The sequence below is a fragment of the Streptomyces sp. NPDC006879 genome, assembly GCF_042869595.1.
GTDB lineage: Bacteria > Actinomycetota > Actinomycetes > Streptomycetales > Streptomycetaceae > Streptomyces.
In genome coordinates this window covers 108,340-123,642 of sequence record NZ_JBIAGC010000002.1, presented here as the reverse complement: position 1 = coordinate 123,642, position 15,303 = coordinate 108,340, and the positions used below count along the sequence as shown (strand labels likewise).

The 15,303-nt window shown below is 69.8% G+C and carries 21 protein-coding genes and 3 pseudogenes; 11 read left to right on the top strand and 13 right to left on the bottom strand.

Annotation, left to right across the window (positions count from 1 at the left end; translation table 11 throughout):
- Positions 1-59: 59 nt before the first annotated feature.
- On the top strand, positions 60-698 hold the full coding sequence (locus tag ACFYMC_RS02075) for a hypothetical protein (protein ID WP_388517363.1): 639 nt from the start codon (positions 60-62) through the stop codon (positions 696-698).
- Positions 699-846: 148 nt separating this feature from the next.
- Here ACFYMC_RS02075 and ACFYMC_RS02070 read toward each other — a convergent pair whose 3' ends face one another.
- On the bottom strand, positions 847-2,019 hold the full coding sequence (locus tag ACFYMC_RS02070) for an HNH endonuclease (RefSeq protein ID WP_388517361.1): 1,173 nt from the start codon (positions 2,017-2,019) through the stop codon (positions 847-849).
- A gap of 112 nt (positions 2,020-2,131) precedes the next feature.
- On the opposite strand from ACFYMC_RS02070, the gene ACFYMC_RS02065 reads away from it, so the two are divergent.
- A complete protein-coding gene (locus tag ACFYMC_RS02065; RefSeq protein ID WP_388517358.1) occupies positions 2,132-3,043 on the top strand; it encodes a hypothetical protein in 912 nt (303 codons plus the stop codon).
- Positions 3,044-3,104: 61 nt separating this feature from the next.
- On the opposite strand, the gene ACFYMC_RS02060 is transcribed toward ACFYMC_RS02065, so the two are convergent.
- From ACFYMC_RS02060 to ACFYMC_RS02030, 7 genes are all read right to left on the bottom strand, one after another.
- On the bottom strand, positions 3,105-3,887 hold the full coding sequence (locus ACFYMC_RS02060) for a hypothetical protein (RefSeq protein ID WP_388517355.1): 783 nt from the start codon (positions 3,885-3,887) through the stop codon (positions 3,105-3,107).
- Positions 3,884-4,225, bottom strand: coding sequence for a hypothetical protein (locus tag ACFYMC_RS02055; RefSeq protein ID WP_388517353.1), 342 nt, complete (start codon positions 4,223-4,225; stop codon positions 3,884-3,886). The genes ACFYMC_RS02060 and ACFYMC_RS02055 overlap by 4 nt, the downstream gene beginning before the upstream one ends.
- Positions 4,222-4,410 (bottom strand): hypothetical protein, encoded by a 189-nt coding sequence (locus tag ACFYMC_RS02050; RefSeq protein ID WP_388517350.1) that lies wholly within the window; start codon positions 4,408-4,410, stop codon positions 4,222-4,224. Before ACFYMC_RS02050 ends, ACFYMC_RS02055 begins: the two co-directional genes overlap by 4 nt.
- Positions 4,407-4,652, bottom strand: a complete 246-nt coding sequence (locus ACFYMC_RS02045) for a hypothetical protein (RefSeq protein WP_388517347.1) — start codon at positions 4,650-4,652, stop codon at positions 4,407-4,409. The genes ACFYMC_RS02050 and ACFYMC_RS02045 overlap by 4 nt, the downstream gene beginning before the upstream one ends.
- A complete protein-coding gene (locus ACFYMC_RS02040) occupies positions 4,649-5,470 on the bottom strand; it encodes a hypothetical protein (RefSeq protein WP_388517344.1) in 822 nt (273 codons plus the stop codon). The genes ACFYMC_RS02045 and ACFYMC_RS02040 overlap by 4 nt, the downstream gene beginning before the upstream one ends.
- Positions 5,467-6,282 carry a hypothetical protein gene (locus ACFYMC_RS02035; RefSeq protein WP_388517342.1) on the bottom strand — a complete coding sequence of 272 codons (816 nt, stop codon included), beginning with the start codon at positions 6,280-6,282 and terminating at the stop codon, positions 5,467-5,469. Before ACFYMC_RS02035 ends, ACFYMC_RS02040 begins: the two co-directional genes overlap by 4 nt.
- Before the next feature lie 191 nt (positions 6,283-6,473).
- Positions 6,474-6,752 carry a hypothetical protein gene (locus ACFYMC_RS02030; protein WP_388517339.1) on the bottom strand — a complete coding sequence of 93 codons (279 nt, stop codon included), beginning with the start codon at positions 6,750-6,752 and terminating at the stop codon, positions 6,474-6,476.
- 169 nt (positions 6,753-6,921) lie between these two features.
- Here ACFYMC_RS02030 and ACFYMC_RS02025 point away from each other — a divergent pair, with 169 nt between their 5' ends.
- Positions 6,922-7,425, top strand: coding sequence for a hypothetical protein (locus ACFYMC_RS02025; protein ID WP_388517337.1), 504 nt, complete (start codon positions 6,922-6,924; stop codon positions 7,423-7,425).
- A 99-nt stretch (positions 7,426-7,524) separates the two neighbouring features.
- Positions 7,525-7,737 carry a hypothetical protein gene (locus tag ACFYMC_RS02020; protein ID WP_388517334.1) on the top strand — a complete coding sequence of 71 codons (213 nt, stop codon included), beginning with the start codon at positions 7,525-7,527 and terminating at the stop codon, positions 7,735-7,737.
- Between the two features lie 353 nt (positions 7,738-8,090).
- Here the strand turns inward: ACFYMC_RS02020 and ACFYMC_RS02015 are convergent.
- The 5 genes and pseudogenes from ACFYMC_RS02015 to ACFYMC_RS01995 form a co-directional block, all read right to left on the bottom strand.
- Positions 8,091-8,402 (bottom strand): annotated as a pseudogene (locus ACFYMC_RS02015) (tyrosine-type recombinase/integrase); the annotation flags it as partial.
- A gap of 1 nt (position 8,403) precedes the next feature.
- Positions 8,404-8,658 (bottom strand): annotated as a pseudogene (locus tag ACFYMC_RS02010) (NUDIX domain-containing protein); the annotation flags it as partial.
- A complete protein-coding gene (locus ACFYMC_RS02005) occupies positions 8,655-8,903 on the bottom strand; it encodes a hypothetical protein (RefSeq protein ID WP_388517972.1) in 249 nt (82 codons plus the stop codon). The pseudogene ACFYMC_RS02010 and the gene ACFYMC_RS02005, both read right to left, overlap by 4 nt.
- Positions 8,891-8,980 (bottom strand): annotated as a pseudogene (locus ACFYMC_RS02000) (N-acetylmuramoyl-L-alanine amidase); the annotation flags it as partial. The gene ACFYMC_RS02005 and the pseudogene ACFYMC_RS02000, both read right to left, overlap by 13 nt.
- A 214-nt stretch (positions 8,981-9,194) precedes the next feature.
- A complete protein-coding gene (locus ACFYMC_RS01995) occupies positions 9,195-9,854 on the bottom strand; it encodes a response regulator transcription factor (protein ID WP_388517331.1) in 660 nt (219 codons plus the stop codon).
- Between the two features lie 335 nt (positions 9,855-10,189).
- On the opposite strand from ACFYMC_RS01995, the gene ACFYMC_RS01990 reads away from it, so the two are divergent.
- From ACFYMC_RS01990 to ACFYMC_RS01960, 7 genes are all read left to right on the top strand, one after another.
- Positions 10,190-10,468 carry a hypothetical protein gene (locus ACFYMC_RS01990; protein WP_388517329.1) on the top strand — a complete coding sequence of 93 codons (279 nt, stop codon included), beginning with the start codon at positions 10,190-10,192 and terminating at the stop codon, positions 10,466-10,468.
- Positions 10,469-10,553: 85 nt separating this feature from the next.
- Positions 10,554-11,102 (top strand): stage II sporulation protein M, encoded by a 549-nt coding sequence (locus ACFYMC_RS01985; RefSeq protein ID WP_388517326.1) that lies wholly within the window; start codon positions 10,554-10,556, stop codon positions 11,100-11,102.
- On the top strand, positions 11,084-11,635 hold the full coding sequence (locus tag ACFYMC_RS01980; protein WP_388517324.1) for a hypothetical protein: 552 nt from the start codon (positions 11,084-11,086) through the stop codon (positions 11,633-11,635). Before ACFYMC_RS01985 ends, ACFYMC_RS01980 begins: the two co-directional genes overlap by 19 nt.
- Before the next feature lie 25 nt (positions 11,636-11,660).
- A complete protein-coding gene (locus ACFYMC_RS01975; protein ID WP_388517320.1) occupies positions 11,661-12,134 on the top strand; it encodes a hypothetical protein in 474 nt (157 codons plus the stop codon).
- An 8-nt stretch (positions 12,135-12,142) separates the two neighbouring features.
- Complete coding sequence (locus ACFYMC_RS01970) at positions 12,143-13,747, top strand: hypothetical protein (RefSeq protein WP_388517318.1); 1,605 nt, start codon at positions 12,143-12,145, stop codon at positions 13,745-13,747.
- A complete protein-coding gene (locus tag ACFYMC_RS01965) occupies positions 13,744-14,361 on the top strand; it encodes an ABC transporter ATP-binding protein (RefSeq protein WP_388517315.1) in 618 nt (205 codons plus the stop codon). Before ACFYMC_RS01970 ends, ACFYMC_RS01965 begins: the two co-directional genes overlap by 4 nt.
- Positions 14,358-15,302, top strand: coding sequence for an ABC transporter ATP-binding protein (locus ACFYMC_RS01960; protein WP_388517312.1), 945 nt, complete (start codon positions 14,358-14,360; stop codon positions 15,300-15,302). Before ACFYMC_RS01965 ends, ACFYMC_RS01960 begins: the two co-directional genes overlap by 4 nt.
- Position 15,303 lies beyond the last annotated feature (1 nt).

Here is a 15,303-nt window from a genome sequence, read left to right as displayed (position 1 = left end):
TCCGTTACAGATTCACGGTGGATCACGAGAGCTCGGCGCATCGAAGACAGCATGGATGGGTGGAGATAGCGGAACTCGTTCTGAAGTACGTAGAAGCACTGGTTTGGCCCCTGGTGACGATCGGCCTGATTTGGGGCCTGCGCCGCCACATTGGCGGGGCTATTGGGCGGATGACCCGTCTTGAGACCCCGGCGGGGTCCATCGAGTTCGCGATGGGTGCACGGGAAGTTCGGGACGAGGCGGAGGAACTAGCTGCTGCTACTGCGGAGCGTCGAGAGTCAGGGGCGGAGCCCGGGCCCGAGGCGACGGCTCCTGAGCCCGAAGAAGCGAGCCGTATCTCGTACGGACCATCAGGTTTCGAAGAGTTTCGGGAGGCGCGGCACATGGTCGAGGCGTCGCCAGTAGGCGCCGTCATCGGTGCCTGGAACACACTGCAACGCTTGTCCATGGATGTGCTGCAACGGCACCCCGATGCCATGCCGGCGTTCTTCCGTCCGGGTATGCCCGCACCTGGACACGAAGTAGGTCGGGCGCTGGCCAAGGTAGGGATGTCCGAACGTGCCGTGGACGTTTTTGATCGCTTGCGCAAGCTGCGCAATACGGCGGTTCACGGGATGGAGGCGGTTACGCCTACCGCCGCGCTCGACTTCGTCGATAGCTGTTTGGTCCTCGCTCGGGAACTCGACGAACTGCCTTAGACAGTTCGTGTGACATGCGCTCGCCCCGTCCTCAGGAGGGGCGGGGCGGACACGATTGAGGGGCAAGGTTTCCGGGCACGCCGAAGGCGCCACCAACATTAGGTCACGGAACGGTAACGGCGCAAGGGTGTTCTCGGGTTCGCCAGCTTCACGCCGAGCGGCCGGTGCGGTTCAGCCACTCCTTGTAGCGCCAAGCAAGTGCGTCCCGGTGCGGCGCACGGGGGAGGTCAAGCCGTGGGTGAATGATGCCGAGCTCATCGAGGCTCGGTCCCTCTGCGCGGACTTCTACGGTGAGCGTGTCGGGGTGAATCGCGAAGAGATGAGCATCGAAGGCTCGGTGAAGGGCGGCGTTCATCGGTAGACCGTTGCGGGCATCGGAGCTACCACCGTCCGCGTCGCCGCGCAGATGGGCAGCTTCTATCATCTGCGGAACCGCGATGCCGGAGAGGGGGCAGCGAGGCCCATAGCGGCGGAACACTTCAAGCTTGAACCGAGCCTGATCGGGGCGGACGGTCACGGAGGAAGTGCGCTTGCGGCTGCGGTTGCCCTCCAGCGAGAACGGTTCTTCGTCTGAGCGGTCCCTGTCGATGATGCGCTCGGGGGCCTTGTCGCCAAACTCGACGAGGAACAGGCTGCTCTCGTCCTCCCAACCTTCAACCCAGGCAAGTTGAACGGTGCGATGCTCGCCCACTTCGGCGATCACGAACACAGGAAGCTTGAGTTCGGCCGCGGCCTTTGTGGCGTTGACCTCGGCGAGGTCACGCCCTCGGGCCTTTGTTACCGGGTAGTGGTAGAGCACTCCGGTCTCGCTGAGGTCATCGGGATAGTGCTGGCCCGTGTGCTTGAGCCCCATGGTCACGCCGTCGGGATGCACCTTCTTCGTGCGCGACAGGTCCGCCCAGATGCCTCGGAAGTTGCCGTATGCGCCGACATCCCGAACGGCATCGGCAGTAAGCAGTCCGGTCTCGTCTCGTCGGTCCATGAGGTTCGCCCACACGGCGAGTCGCCAAGCACGTTCCTGCTCCACGGTCTGAGAGTGGCTATCCAGCACCGTGAACCCCAGGCTGCGCAGTACCTTGTTGGTCGCTGCCTCTCCGCCGTCAAACTGATCGTTTGCGAGTGCGCCGGCGTCTGGGTGTTGATGCCCGTGGGCCACACCTGCGATGGCTTTTGCGTCGTAGAGCCGACCGGCGTGGCTGACGTAATAGCGGGTCGAGGCGCCGAAGTTGTACCGCTTCCGGAACGCGATCCCGCCGAGGTCGTCAAACTCGGCAAGGGCCGCCTTCACGGCCTCGGCATCCGTCAAGTCTTGGATCTTCACTGGCACCCCTCAGTCGTCCGTGTCGAGTTGAGCGTAGACAACAGGACTGACAGGGCATGGCGACGGGCGTAAACAGGCGGCGCGGTCACCGACGCGACCGTACCGTTTCCGCATGACGTTCCCTCCGCAGCCCCCGCTGCCCAAGGCATCGGATGTGCAGCTCACCCCCCGACTCCTCGAACGTGCGGCGCACTCGATCGGCCTCGCTTTGGACCACGCCGACAAGCTGCTCGGTCGCGGCCTCGACGGTCGCGGCAAGGAGCAGGACATAGCCGCGATCAAGGACGGCGCGAGCGGGCCGACACGAGACGCGCGGCTGCGCCTGTACGAGCTGCTGCACGAGACCGCCGAGCTCGCACAGAGCAGCGCCCTCGATCACCTCCGGGCACTGCCTGCCGACCTCACACGCGACCCGCGGCCGACGTTCTCGCACCTGACCCTCGCCCGGGTGGCCATGGAGGCCGGCGGGATGTTCGCCTACCTCACCGATCGCGACGTCGACGTGCGGGAGCTCATCGCCCGGGTCGCGGGTATCCAGATGGCGGACGTCGATACGGCCCTGCGGTTCGCCGAATCTCACACCGAGCGCCCCGATCTCGTAGCCGCCATGCAGGAGACCGAGCAGGAACTGCTCGCCCTGTTTCAGGCGGCCGGGGTCACACACCGGAGGAACAAACGAGGGCAGCTCAGCGAGACCGAGCTCGACGGCCACAAGACGAGCGGCGACATGGCGATCGGCAAGGCGGCCCGCGCGTTCCTCGGCCACGACGCGCACGATCCCTACAACCTGTTGTCGGGCGGCGCGCACAGCCGACCGTGGCTACTCCGGACCGGCAGGGAGACCCCGCCGGACGGCGGGTCTGTGCTGTACCTGCTGTGGTTCACGAAAGCCCTACTGACGGCATGGCTAGAGCGGTGGGCGGCATACACAGGTGCCGAGCTCGACCCGCCGATTGCGAAGGTTGTGCAGGGCATCACCATCACGATTCAGCGCGCCGCTGAAGGGGACTTCAACACGGCGTGACCCGGTGGCACCGACGACCGGCGTTGGCCCGATTTGGCTCGGGCCCGACGCCGGTCGCTGCTCATGCTGTAACGATGCTGATGTCCACGCCGAGCGCGGCGATCAGCTCGGGGAGGTCGTCCCACTCCCACACCCGCGCGCGCTCCCAGCCATCGAGAGGGACGGGCGCCGAGCAGCCTCGCCCGCCCGAGCAGGTGACGCTCGGCGGCCCGTCGGGGGCACTGTGCAGGGTGAGCTCGCCGGCGCACCACGGGCACGGCTCGGGCAGGGGTGTCTCGCGCCGGTCGAGGTCGAGGGCGCGCAGCACCCGGGCCTCGGCGATCCGTGCCGTGCGCCGCGCTTCGTGCAGCAGATACAGCGGCAGCACCTCGAACGGCGGGGCAGCGAGGGCGCCGTCGAGCTCGTGCTCGGGGGCGGTGTCCTCATCCTGCACGCGCCCCTCGATCCACACGCACGCCCAGTGCAGCCCGTGCGCCCGCGATCCGGCCGCGCGCCTACTGTCCGGCGCGCTCGGGTTGGCGCTCTCCCATGCCCGGGGGTCGCCCTGCTCGGTCCGCTGCACGGCGGCGGCGAGGGTGTCGGCGAGACCGAAGATCAGCCGCTCGACCGCGCGCCCGGTGTCGAGGGCGCCGAGGTTGAGCGGGGCGGGGTGCTCGCGCAGCACGAGCGGCGCCCGGTCCTCGACGAGCAGCTCGTCGTCGCCCTCGCGCATGGTGTGCGCGAGTTGCCTCGGTGGCCAGTGATCCGCCGGCGGCGTCTCGATCGCGAGCAGCAGCGCCGCCCACTGCCCCCGGATCGTGCGCAGGGCGCGCACGGTCTCGCGCACAGCCTGTGTGTAACTCACTGTTCCCCCTTGCCTGCTGCCGCGCGCAGGGCCTCGGCCTCGGCGGCGTACTCGTCGCGCTCGACCTCGATCTCGCGCATGGCCTGCTCGGCGGCGTCGATACGGCGGTTCAGTCGGAGCGCGGCCGACTGCTGTCCGCCGGCGGACCGGCGGAAGGTGTCGCACTCGGCGATCTCGGCCTCGGCCAGAGTCCGCAGGTGCGCGGCGTCCTCGCGGGTGAGTGCGCCTCGGTCGGCGCGGGCGAGCAGCAGCCGCAGGGCCGTGCGTCGGTCCTCGCGCGCTGCCTCGCGGGCGAGGGTCCGGCCGCGCCGCGATCGTGTCCGGGCGTGGGTGTTCATCGGTTCGTCTCTCCGTTCTCGGCCCGGCGCGTCGTCGAGCAGGCGGTGCAAGTGGTTGAGCGGGTGTGGCGGCCGAGGCGACGCAACTCGCGGTCGAGGCGGTCGTCGATCCGGACCGAGTAGGCCAGGGCCGCGCCGAGGGCGGGGGCGAGCACGACGGCGAGGGCGAGCAGAGCAGGGCTCACGGGGCGGTCTCTCCGTTCGTTCGGGCACGGCGCAGCAGCCGGGCGAGGGAGCGCCGAGCGCGCGGGGCCTCCCGCGCGCGAGGCGCGACCGGTCGCGCGGGGTAGTTCGTCGTCATGTGCCATCCCTCGATGGCGAGGCGGTCGGCGAGCGAGGCGACGACGACGGTCGCGAGGTGCGGGTGCACGTCGAGCTCGTCGGTCAGGTGGGCAGCGATCACGGCGCGAGCAGCGGGCGGGATCATCGGGCCTCGCCCCCGCCGGTGGTGTGCCGGGCTCGGGCGTCTCGCCGCGGTGCGGGCGGTTGGCACATGATCCGGGCGAGCCTGATCTGCTCGGCCTCGGCCTGGCCGTTGTCGCCGGCCTCGGCGAGCAGGGCCTCGACGCGCGACGGGTGGACGCCCGAGAGCGGTCGGCGCCCCTTGCCCCGGTTGCGGAAACTCGACCGGCACCGCTCGTCGACCTCGGCGAGGCAGTACGGGCAGCGCACCGACAACGGGTCGGGGATGCCCTCGGCGACGAGCTGCTCGCGGTGCGCACGAGCCGGGCGGAAGCGCGCGAGCTCGGCCGCGACGTGCGCGGGCATGTACCGGCGCGGGCCGGTGCCGACACCGGACATGAGCGCGGCGAGACGTTTCTGCCCGCCGTGGTCGATCTCCGCGCGGTACTGCGCCGGCGCGGCGTGCCCGGTCGCGACTGCCGCCCGGGTGCCGAGCAGTTCAGCCCGCCATGCGGCGACGTTGTCGGGGTCGACGTTGGGCACCGGGTCGGTGTGACGGTTCATGAGCTCGGTCCGGTACGGGCCCCATGCGGCGAGCAGGTCGTGCGGCTCGATCGGCCGGAACTGCGCCGAGCGGTCGCCGGCGCGCTGTTCGTAGTAGCGGCGGGTCGCGCGGGCGGCGTCCCATCCGACATCGGGCATGGTGGCCGGCACGTCGGCGACGGCGGCCGTCCACTCCGAGATGGTGCGGGCGGACTGCTGGGGGTCGGCGAGCGCGCGGCGCACCCGCGAGTCGAGCGTTCCGGCGAACGCCAACAGGGCGGCGATCTGCTGCTCGTTCATGGGGTGCTCTCCTTCTGTGCGTTGAGCAGGGCGAGGCCGGCGGCCAAGTTGTCGGCGTAGGCGGCGGTCGATGGCCTCGGTCGCGGCGACGCGCTCGACGGGCGGTCGAGGTCGGACCAGACCTTGAGCCAGTAGCGGGCCGCTTTCGGGGCCTCACCCGGTGTGGTGCGACGGGCGGCGAGGTCGACGAGCGTCTCGACGCCGTGCCGCTGCGTCAGCCGGTAGACGTCGCGCTGCTCTCCGAGGCCGAGCGACCACCGGACGGTGATCGAGGCCGCGGCGAGGGCGTCGTCGAGCGGGCGCAGTTCGGGAATCAGCGCGGCCGAGCTCGCGCGCGGCTGCTGCTGTTGTGGTGGTGAGTAGGTAGGTACGTTCTGGGGGCCGTTCACCGGCCCCCCGGGGGCCGATCCTCGGCCCTCCCCAGGGCCGGTGTCCGCTCCCCCCGGGGCCGACGTCCGGCCCTCCCCGGGGCCGCTCACCGGTCCCCCGGGGGCCACTGTCCGGCCCGGGTCGATGTCCGGCCCGGGGCGATCCTCGGCCCCCTCGTGGTCGAGGAGCGGCAGACGATAGACGGTCTCGCCACCGGGCCCGGTACGACCCTCGACGATGTCGAGCTCGCCCGAGGCGAGCAGGGCGTCGACGGCGGTACGGACAGTGGAACGCGCGGCGCGGGTGCGCCGGATGAGCGAGGCGGTACCGGCGTAGGCGACGCCGTCGACGCCGGCCCGATCAGCGATAGCGAGCAGAACCAGACGAGCGGCGCCTCGGCTTTCGGACCGGGCCCATACCCAATCCGTCGCGGCGAGGCTCAACGGTGCGTCTCCTTACGGGAGTCGGGTCGCCAGGCGGTTCGGGACATCCGGCGAGGGCGGCGGGTGTGTGCTTGGGGCAGCGATGCCCGACGATGTAGCGACGGGTGCCGATCGCGCGGCAGTAGGCGCCGGCCGCGCCGTCCCAGAAATCGCAGATCATGCAGTGCTCGCGGTGGCGGTGCGGCGCCCGGTCACTGACCGGCGCCGACGTACCGCGCGTAGACCACGTGCCGAGCGACGTCGTTCTCGACGACGGTCCGCGCGATGGCTTGGAAGGCGCCGGCCGGCGCGTACGACGTGAGCTGTCCCGACCGGATGGCTTGAGCCGCAGCAGCCGCTCGGGCGCCCGTCGCCTTTTCCTGGATCTCGGCCCACTGGTTCGGGTGCGCCTTGAGCTGCGCGACGAGCAGCGCGTGCCGGGTGTTCTTCTGCCGTGCGGGCGGCGGCCCCGCGATGAACTTGACGGTCACTAGATCCCCCATCTGACCTTTGTTGACGAACTCGAACAGACGGCATGGAAGAGACCCCCAGAGGGGTCGAATATCTGTTCGTGTTCACGAACAAGAACAACGTACGCATGGCAGAAACCCAACGTCAACGCAGTTCCGAGGTGTGCAACCGCCCTAGATCGCTGGTTAGATGAGGTTGTTCGCGTTCTGCGACAAGAACGGAGATGAGACCGTGTCGGAGAACGACACCCCCATACGCCCCGATGCGGGCGAGGCCGAGCGGCCCGCGACCCTGCTGCGTGACATCGTCCGCGCGGCGATCGACAAGCCGGGCGAGAACCTGCGCAGCCTGTCAGCCCGAGCCGTCGACCCGGAGACCGGACAGAAGATCGCGCACAACACGCTGCCGAAGATCGCCAGTGGCGAGGGGTACCGGCGCGAGCGATGGATCATCGGCGCCGTCGCGGCAGCGACCGGCCTACCCCTCGAAACAGTGCAGGCCGCTGCGTCCGCCGAGTGGACCGGCCTCGACGTGGCCAAGCTGCGCACGAGCAAGCCGGGGGCGACGGTCGTCGTCGCCTACGCGGAAGGAACTGATCCGCAGGATCTGCCCGTTCTTCAGCAGAAGCTAAAGGAACTCGGCCTCGGGAACCTGCGCATCCTGCCTGATGGCGGCGGTGACGCCGTGTCCTAGTCGCGTGACCTGCGGTGTTTGTGGCGGTAGTGTGAGTGAGCCTTTGCCTCGTGCATATGTTCGAGTGCAGGGCTCCGCCATGCCACAAGGGGGGGCATCTTGTACCGCGTCCGCCGTACCCGACTCGACACCACAGCACCAGCAGCCGGCGCCGCCGATGCTGCCGATCGACACATCCTGATCGACGATCGGCACATCACGGATACCGGCGCCCTCGCTCTCGAACTCGTCTTGAACGCCCTTCCCCCCACATCGGGCGACAGAACGAACGAGCCGCAGCAGAAGGACGGGCCGAGCGCGGAGGCGGGATGAGTCGGAGAAGGGGGCTGCACGGATCACCGTGCGGCCCCCTTCGTCGTTCCCGTGGCCTCACGTAGGCCGCTCGGGCGCGGTACCTTGCTTCCCCGAGGCGAGGCTCGGAGCCTGCTCCGATGCGGCCATTGTGAGGCCGTGGTGAGGCCGGACGGCTCTGGAGTGGTCGGCACCGGTTGACATCAACGGGTCTTGCGAAACGCCCTGACCTGCATGTTCTGTCACTTGCCGGTACCGACTGGAACCCATCATCACGATTGATCTTGAGCTCGTAATGCGTAGGTCTCGGGTTCGAATCCCGAAGGCGGCTCCAGAGAAGTCCTGGTCAGATACCCGCTGACCAGGGCTTTTTCTTATGCCCGGACCAGTCGGGGGCGGAACGCGATGATCTTCGCGCCCTCCTGCGTGCCCATTGCGTGCCCATCCGTTTGCCCCTGCACCTGCTCGACCTCGGGCTCGACGGGCTCGGGCGCCGCCTGCACCGGGCGCGTCGTACGCCTCGGGACCATGGCGGCGGTGGCCTCGGCGGCGTCTCGCGCAGCCTTGGGCATGACGGATTGGTAAATGTCTCGCGTGATGCGGCTGTCACTGTGGCCGAGGGTCTCGGACACGATCTTGACGTCGACGCCGGCGGCGAGCATGAGCGAGGCGGCGACGTGGCGAAGGCTCGGTGTCGGCGTCCTGCTTGTGGTGCACGACGTGCACGAGCCGCAGGTGCTCGGGGTCGACCTCGACGCCGGTCTCTTCGAGCAGCTCGCGCGCGGCACCCGCGGTGAGCGGCTCGCCTGCGTCGAGCTTGCCCGAGGGGGCGTGCCACCGGCCGTAGCCGTACGGCCCCCCGCGCTGCGACAACAGCACCTTGTCGCCATCACGCAGAATCACGTGCGTGTCGATCACGGGGGTTGCGAGTGCTGCGTTCATGAGTTCACCGTGCGGTCGTCGGGGTCGGTGGGGTTGTCGACGCTACCCCCGGATGGGGGCAGCGCGTCGGCGATTCGCTTCGCTACATCCGTAGGGGTGGCGTCGGTGGAGTCGAGCACGAGCACCTCGACGCCGAGGGGCATCAAGGTCTGTGCGGCCTCGCGGTAGAGCGCGACCTCGCGGGCGGGTCCGTCGGAGTCGTCATGGAAGCGGTGGCGCTTCCCGCGCTCGGCGAGGCGGGCCACGGGACGCGACCGTCGCCGAGGTTGACGCATTCGAACCCGTAGAAGTGCGCGTTTCCGTCGGACGCGCCCGCCGAGCCAGCTGGACGGCTCCGCGGCAAGCTTCGCACTTCGTCCCCGCCCCGGAGTCGTCGTCGATGAAGTCGGCTGCCAGCCGCTGGAGTGGGCATCGCGCCCCGAGGCTCCCTTCCTTCTCACGAGGCGGCGCGTCGGTGGCCGTCGAGCTGAGCGCGTTCCTCCGTACCCTGGTGGGCACCTCGATGAGCTTGGGGACGTGCGGATCCGGGGCTGCTCTCAGGCGCTGCGTTTGTGCACCTGCTGGCGCCAGTGACCGTTCAAGCCCCGGGTCTTGCGGGACGGCGGACTGGTGGTGTCGATACCGTGCGCGAAGAGCGCTGCCTCGACCCGGTTGGTTACCCCGCACTTGGCGTAGACCGCCCGGATGTGGTCCTTCACCGTTCCCACGTGCAGACCCAGCCGGTGCGCGACCTGGTCGTTGCTCAGCCCGTCGCTCAGCAGCGTCAGCACGTCCTGTTCGCGCGGGGTGAGCCGGGCGAGTCGCGCCGTATGGCCCGATCGCGTCGCCCACACCCGCAGTCCGCCCGCCAGTAGCCGGACCGCGTGCACGAAGTCCTGGCCGGCCAGCGAGGGTGGTAGGACGCCGTTCAGGTGCGTGGCACTGGACCGTTCGGTGTCGAACCCGCCGTAACCTGCGAGAGCTGGTGGCTTGGGGCGGGCGAGGGCCGCGGTGAAGACTGCTTCGAGTTCGGGGTCCATGCCGATCTTGCCAATCAGCACGAGGTCCGCTTCGGCTCTGGCGATCGCGCCGGGTGCGTTCGCGCCGCACAGGGCGGCACGAACTTCCGTTTCCGCCGCGTTCGTGAGCAGTGACTCCGCCTTGTCGCGCGCCCACTTGTCGTCGTCCACGATCACAACGCCCATGACGTCCGCCATGTTTCTCCCCCTCAAGAGCCGCCCCCGGTTGGCGAGTCGCCGCGCCATGTGTGCTGGTCAGGCACAGGTATGAGTGGCGCTCCGAGGCGCGCCGTCAGTGTTCAATCAGTGATGGGGAATGTCAACTTCTGTCCCCACTTGTGCATCCCCCTCCGATCGACGGGGCGACCCGGAGGGGGCCAAAGAGCGGGGTTGGCGCGGGCTTTGGCCGCTGGCACGGTAGCCAACGGCTCGGACGAGAATCCGCCAATCACGCCCCCGCCCCGCGGGAATCGGGGCGGGGGCAGCCCATGGCGGCATGGGGAAGCCGAGCTTACGTCCCTTGGAGGAAAGTCATGAAGAAGTCCTACGGCCGTGCCGCCGTGGCCGGTGTCGGCGTCGCCGTCGCCGGCAGCGCGCTGCTGATGCTGGGCGTCGTGGCCCCGGCTGTTCTGGTCGGCTACTTCGGCTTCAACACCGCCAACGCCGGCGCCGCCTACGGCGCGATCATGAGCGGCATGAGCATTGCCGCCGCGCTCTCCGTCTTCGGCGGCGTCACCGCGGCCGGCGGTTGGGCCATGTTCCTGCTGCGACAGGCCATCAGCGCCGCCGGCAAGAAGGCCGTCGTCAAGTAACACCGCTGGGCCATCCGGGTGTTGGCCCGCAGTTGTCGGCACCCGGATGATCCGCACGGAAACGACGACAGGAAGTGGTGGGGACATGCCTGCCTTTGGCAGCTGGGCGATCCGCCTGGTACGCCGACAGCGCCTCGCGCTGCTGTCAGGGGCCCTCCTCTGGTTCGGTGCCATGGCTGCCGGTGCGGCAGTCGGCGTCGGTGAGGGCTCCGGAGTGGAGATGAACCCGGCTCAGCCCGGCCTGACCACCTGGTGGCACATCTTCAGCGCCAACGCCTCCGTGGCGCTGCTCGCGTTCGGCGGCGTGATCACGCTCGGTATCTCCACCCTGCTGTTCACCCTGGTCTCCGGTGCCCTGACCGGATTCGGACTCGGCAAGGCGTACGCCGTGGCAGGTCCGTCCGTGATGGCCGCGCACGTACTGCCGCACGCCGTCATCGAGCTACCGGCCGTCGCCGTCGCGATAGGCGCGGGCATCACCCCGCTGTTGGCACTGGTCCGGTACCTCACCGGGGACCGGGTGCAGCGTCCCCGAGTCAGGGACGTACTGACCGACTCCACCGGGCTGCTGGTCATCTGCCTGGCCCTGCTCCTCGTAGCCGCAACCATAGAAACATGGGTGAGTACCCTGTGAACGCCATCGCCCCCCGCCGGATACAGGCGCTGTCGCTTCTCGTCCTCGCCCCGCTGTTGGCGCTGTTGATGTTCCGGCTGCGCGATGTGTTTCAGGACGAGGTCGCCGCAGCGTTGCCGGAGGCGACCCAGCAGGAGGTCAGCCTGGGTACCTGGGCCGCGGTCGCCACCGGCTCGGTGCTCAACGTGCTCGTGTACACGGCCGGGGTCCTGCTGGTCGCAGCTGCCACGGCCGGGCTGTGCCGGGGGCTGGGGTGCGACGTGGACTTCCGGAGCCTGCGGCACCTCGTCGGTGGGGTGTTCGCGCTGTACCTGCTGGTGCGTACGGCCGTGTTCCTCGCGCTGACCTTCGCTCCGGTGCCGAGTACGGGCCTGATGAACTGGCTGACCCGCCCCGACCCCGGGCTGGTTCTCCTCACCCTCGCCACCGGCTGGGCGCTACGGAAGGCCGCTCCCGACTTCGGTGCGTCGCGGACCGCGGCTTGCGCCGCTGCCCCCGCGCTGTTGCTGGCGCTGGGCCAGATCGTGCTCTAGACGCCCACCAGGAGACCCTGTGCCCATGACAGAACACGAGGAGAAGCAGGCAGTGCGACCGGACGGGCGACAGACAGCGGAGCCGGGCGGCCCCCTGGTGTGGAGTCGGCGTGTGCTGCCTGCCGCCGCCGCGTTCACGGCCGTCACCGCCTGGGCACGGGCAGCCGTCTACGCGTCCAGCCGTGACGATGTCGTCGCCGCCGTGCACGGGTCGTCGCGGGTGACCGAGTCCGCGCGGACGACCGTCATGCAGGTCCAGGACGCCATGCAGTACGCGTGGATCGGGTTCCCTCTCGTGCTGGTCCTGGTCGCGTTCATCGCCGCCGTTCTCAAGACGGGGCAAGCTCTGCTGGTCGCGATCAGTGGCTCTGTCGGTTCGTTCCTCGCCATGGCCGGGGTGCTGCTCCCGTCCACGGGCGCGCTGGCCGCCCTCGCCGGAGCGTTCTTCGTCGGGACCATCGCGACCGTATGCGCTGCGCTGCTGCCCGGAAGGACCTGAACTCCCCGATGACGTCTTCCTTCCTGCGGGGGTCGTTCCACCTGGCCGTCACCGACCAGCGCCGTTCCCTAAACCTGCTCCAGGGACGCCCCACGCCCCGGTGGGCGCTCCTCGCGGTCGCCGGCTGCTACGGGCTCGGCGCGCTGGCCGCCCTGGTGGCGGCTGCCGGGGCCGGCGTGTTGGCAGGGCACCTCCTGCCCGCGCAGGAGGTGGACGCAGCGCGCGTCACGCGGAACTCGTGGGTGCCCGTGGTCGGCGCACTCGTGGCTCTGGCGGCTTCGGTGCGGCTCGGCCAGGTGCGGCAGGTGATGTTCCCGAGCGACTTCCACGTGCTGCGCACTCTGCCGGTGAGCGCCGGGCAGTTGCTGCTCGTACGGCTCGTAGGGCCCGCCCTGCTGTCCGTGGCCGGCCTGGGCGTGGCCGGGACCGTGCTCCTGACGTTCTGGCTGGAAGGGCCGCCTGCGCAGCTCGCGGTCGCCCTCGTGTGGGGCACGGTCGCTCTGGGCGGTGCGGCGCAACTGGTCGTCACCGTCGGGTACCTGCTGGTCCCCGTACGGGCCGCGCAGCTCCGTACGCTCGCGCTCTGCGCGGTCGCGGGGATCGTGCTCGGGGCTGCCACCGTCCCGCTCGCCGGACTGTTCCTGCCCGCGGGCGGCAAGGAGGACACGGCGACCGTGCTCACCCGGCTCGCTGTGGAAACGCTCGCCGGTCTGCGCCCCGAATGGTGGGACACCCTGCACGAGGGCGGAGCCGTCCCGGTCCTCGTGGTGATGTGGCTGCCAGCCGCCGCCCTCGGAGCCTTCGCCACCCTCGGGTTCGTACGGGTGGGGCACGGGCGGGTTCTGCGTGAGGAGGACCCGAGCGGGGCGCGGGTGCGCGGGCGTCCCGAGAGCTTCCGGGCGGGCCGCTCGCCCGCGGCGCTGATCGCTGCCAAGGAGCTCCGGAGCATCCTGAGGGGTGCGCACACGCTCACCGCAGGACTGCGACGGGTCGCCTTCGGCGCGGTCCTGCTCCTGGGCGTCGGGCTGGGGCATCTGCTCCTGGGCGGGGGCGGCTTGCCTGGGCTGCCGTTCACCGGAGCGGTGGGCGCCGTGGTCGGCATGGCTGCGTTGGCCTCGGACGAGGCGGTTCAGACCTCGGGCCTGGAGGCGGAGCGCGGCTGCACCGATCTGCTGCGGCAGTCCCCGCTTCCGTACGGGACGCTGCTCGCGGGAAAGGTCATCGCGTTCGCCGGGGTGGTGGCCGTACTGACCGGCCCCGCGGTCGCCGGGTGGCTGTTGCTGTTCCGCGACCCGGTGCTGCCGTTGGTCACCGGATGGCTCGCCGCGTGTGCGGCGAGCGGAGTCGCCGCGGTGGTGACGGCGCTCGCCGTACCGGCCACCGAGAGCGCCGCGCAGACCCGGATCAACAGGTCCGGGACCGCGGATCTGCTCCAGCCGCTGCTGACCGCGGCGTTGATGGCACCTGCGCTGCTGACCACCTCCCTGCTCGGGAAGTCCTCGGTCATCGCTGCCGTCCCGCTCGCCGTCACGTTCGTTGGCCTTGTCGCCGCCATCCGGTGGCTGGCAGGTCAGGACCGGCTTCCACGGAGGCCATGGAGGAAGCACGCGTGATACGTACCAAAGACCTGACCGTGCGGTTCGGGGAGAAGACCGCCGTTGACCGGGTCGACCTTCATGTGGACGAGGGCGAGGTGGTCTTGCTGGCTGGGCCCAACGGCTCCGGCAAGTCCACCCTCCTGCGGGTTCTCGCCGGGCTCCTGGAGCCGTCTTCGGGTGGCGCGGAGATCGCCGGGCAGGCGCCGGATTCCGCCACGGTGCGGGCGTTGCGTGGTTTCGTCCAGGACGACCCGCCGTTGTACGAGTACCTGACGTCCCATGAACACCTGGCGTTCGCCGCGCGGCTGTGGGGCGTACCCGTCGAGGACGGTCTCGAACTGCTCGCCCGCTTCGGTGCCCGAAACTGGTCGGGCACACTCGTCCGGGACCTCTCCCTGGGCACCCGCAAGAAGGTCGGGCTGGCGGCGGCGCTCGCCCACCGCCCCCGACTGCTGCTCCTGGACGAGCCGTTCAACGGTCTGGACGCCGACTCCTGTGGTGAACTCGCACGCTTGCTCAAGGAAGCCCGTGATGAGGGGCGCACCGTCTTGATGACCGCCCACGAGCCGCAGTACGTCGAGCAGCTGCTGGACCGTCATGTTCATCTGGAAAACCGGAGTAACTCGTGATCGAGGTCGCAGGCCTCACCAAGCACTACGGAAGTCGCACCGCGGTCTTCGACCTCACCTTCACGGTGCGGCCGGGTAAAGTGACCGGCTTCCTGGGACCCAACGGTGCCGGCAAGTCCACCACCATGCGCATGATCCTGGGGCTGGACCGACCGACCCGCGGCACCGCCACCGTGGCGGGTCGGCGATGCGCTGACTTCCCCGACCCCCTGCGCGAGGTGGGCGCGCTTCTCGACGCTGGCGCGATCCACGGTGGTCGCACTGCCCGCAATCACCTGCTCCAACTCGCGCAGGGCAACAGGGTTCCCGCCGCCCGGGTCGAGGAGGTGCTCTCTCTCGTCGGCCTCGCTGGCGCCGCAAAACACCGCGTCAAGGGTTTCTCGCTGGGCATGCGGCAGCGTCTGGGCATCGCCGCCGCACTGCTGGGCGATCCGCCGGTGTTGATCCTCGACGAGCCCGTCAACGGCCTCGACCCAGAGGGCATCCACTGGATCAGGCAGCTGCTGCGAGGCTTGGCGCAGGAGGGGCGTACGGTCCTGGTCTCCAGCCATCTGATGAGCGAAATGGCCCTCTCCGCCGATCACCTCGTCGTCATAGGCAAAGGGCGGCTGCTCGCTGACATGCCGATGGCGGAGTTCGTGGAACGGCACTCCCGGCAGGCGGTTCACGTGGCGACGCCGCGTCCCGCGGAGCTGCATGCGCTGCTGGAGCGCGCGGATCTGGCGTACGAGGTGGTGGAATCCGCCCCGGACCAAGGTGTGTTCGAGGTACGTGATGCCGGGGCGGCGACGGTCGGTGACCTGGCGGCCACAGCCGGGGTGCCACTGCACCAACTGTTCACCCAGCGGGCGTCGCTTGAGGACGCCTACCTGACGCTGACCGCGGACTCCACCGAGTTCCGCACCGGCGCTGGTGCCCAGCCAACCGGGGGCGGAGCCTGAC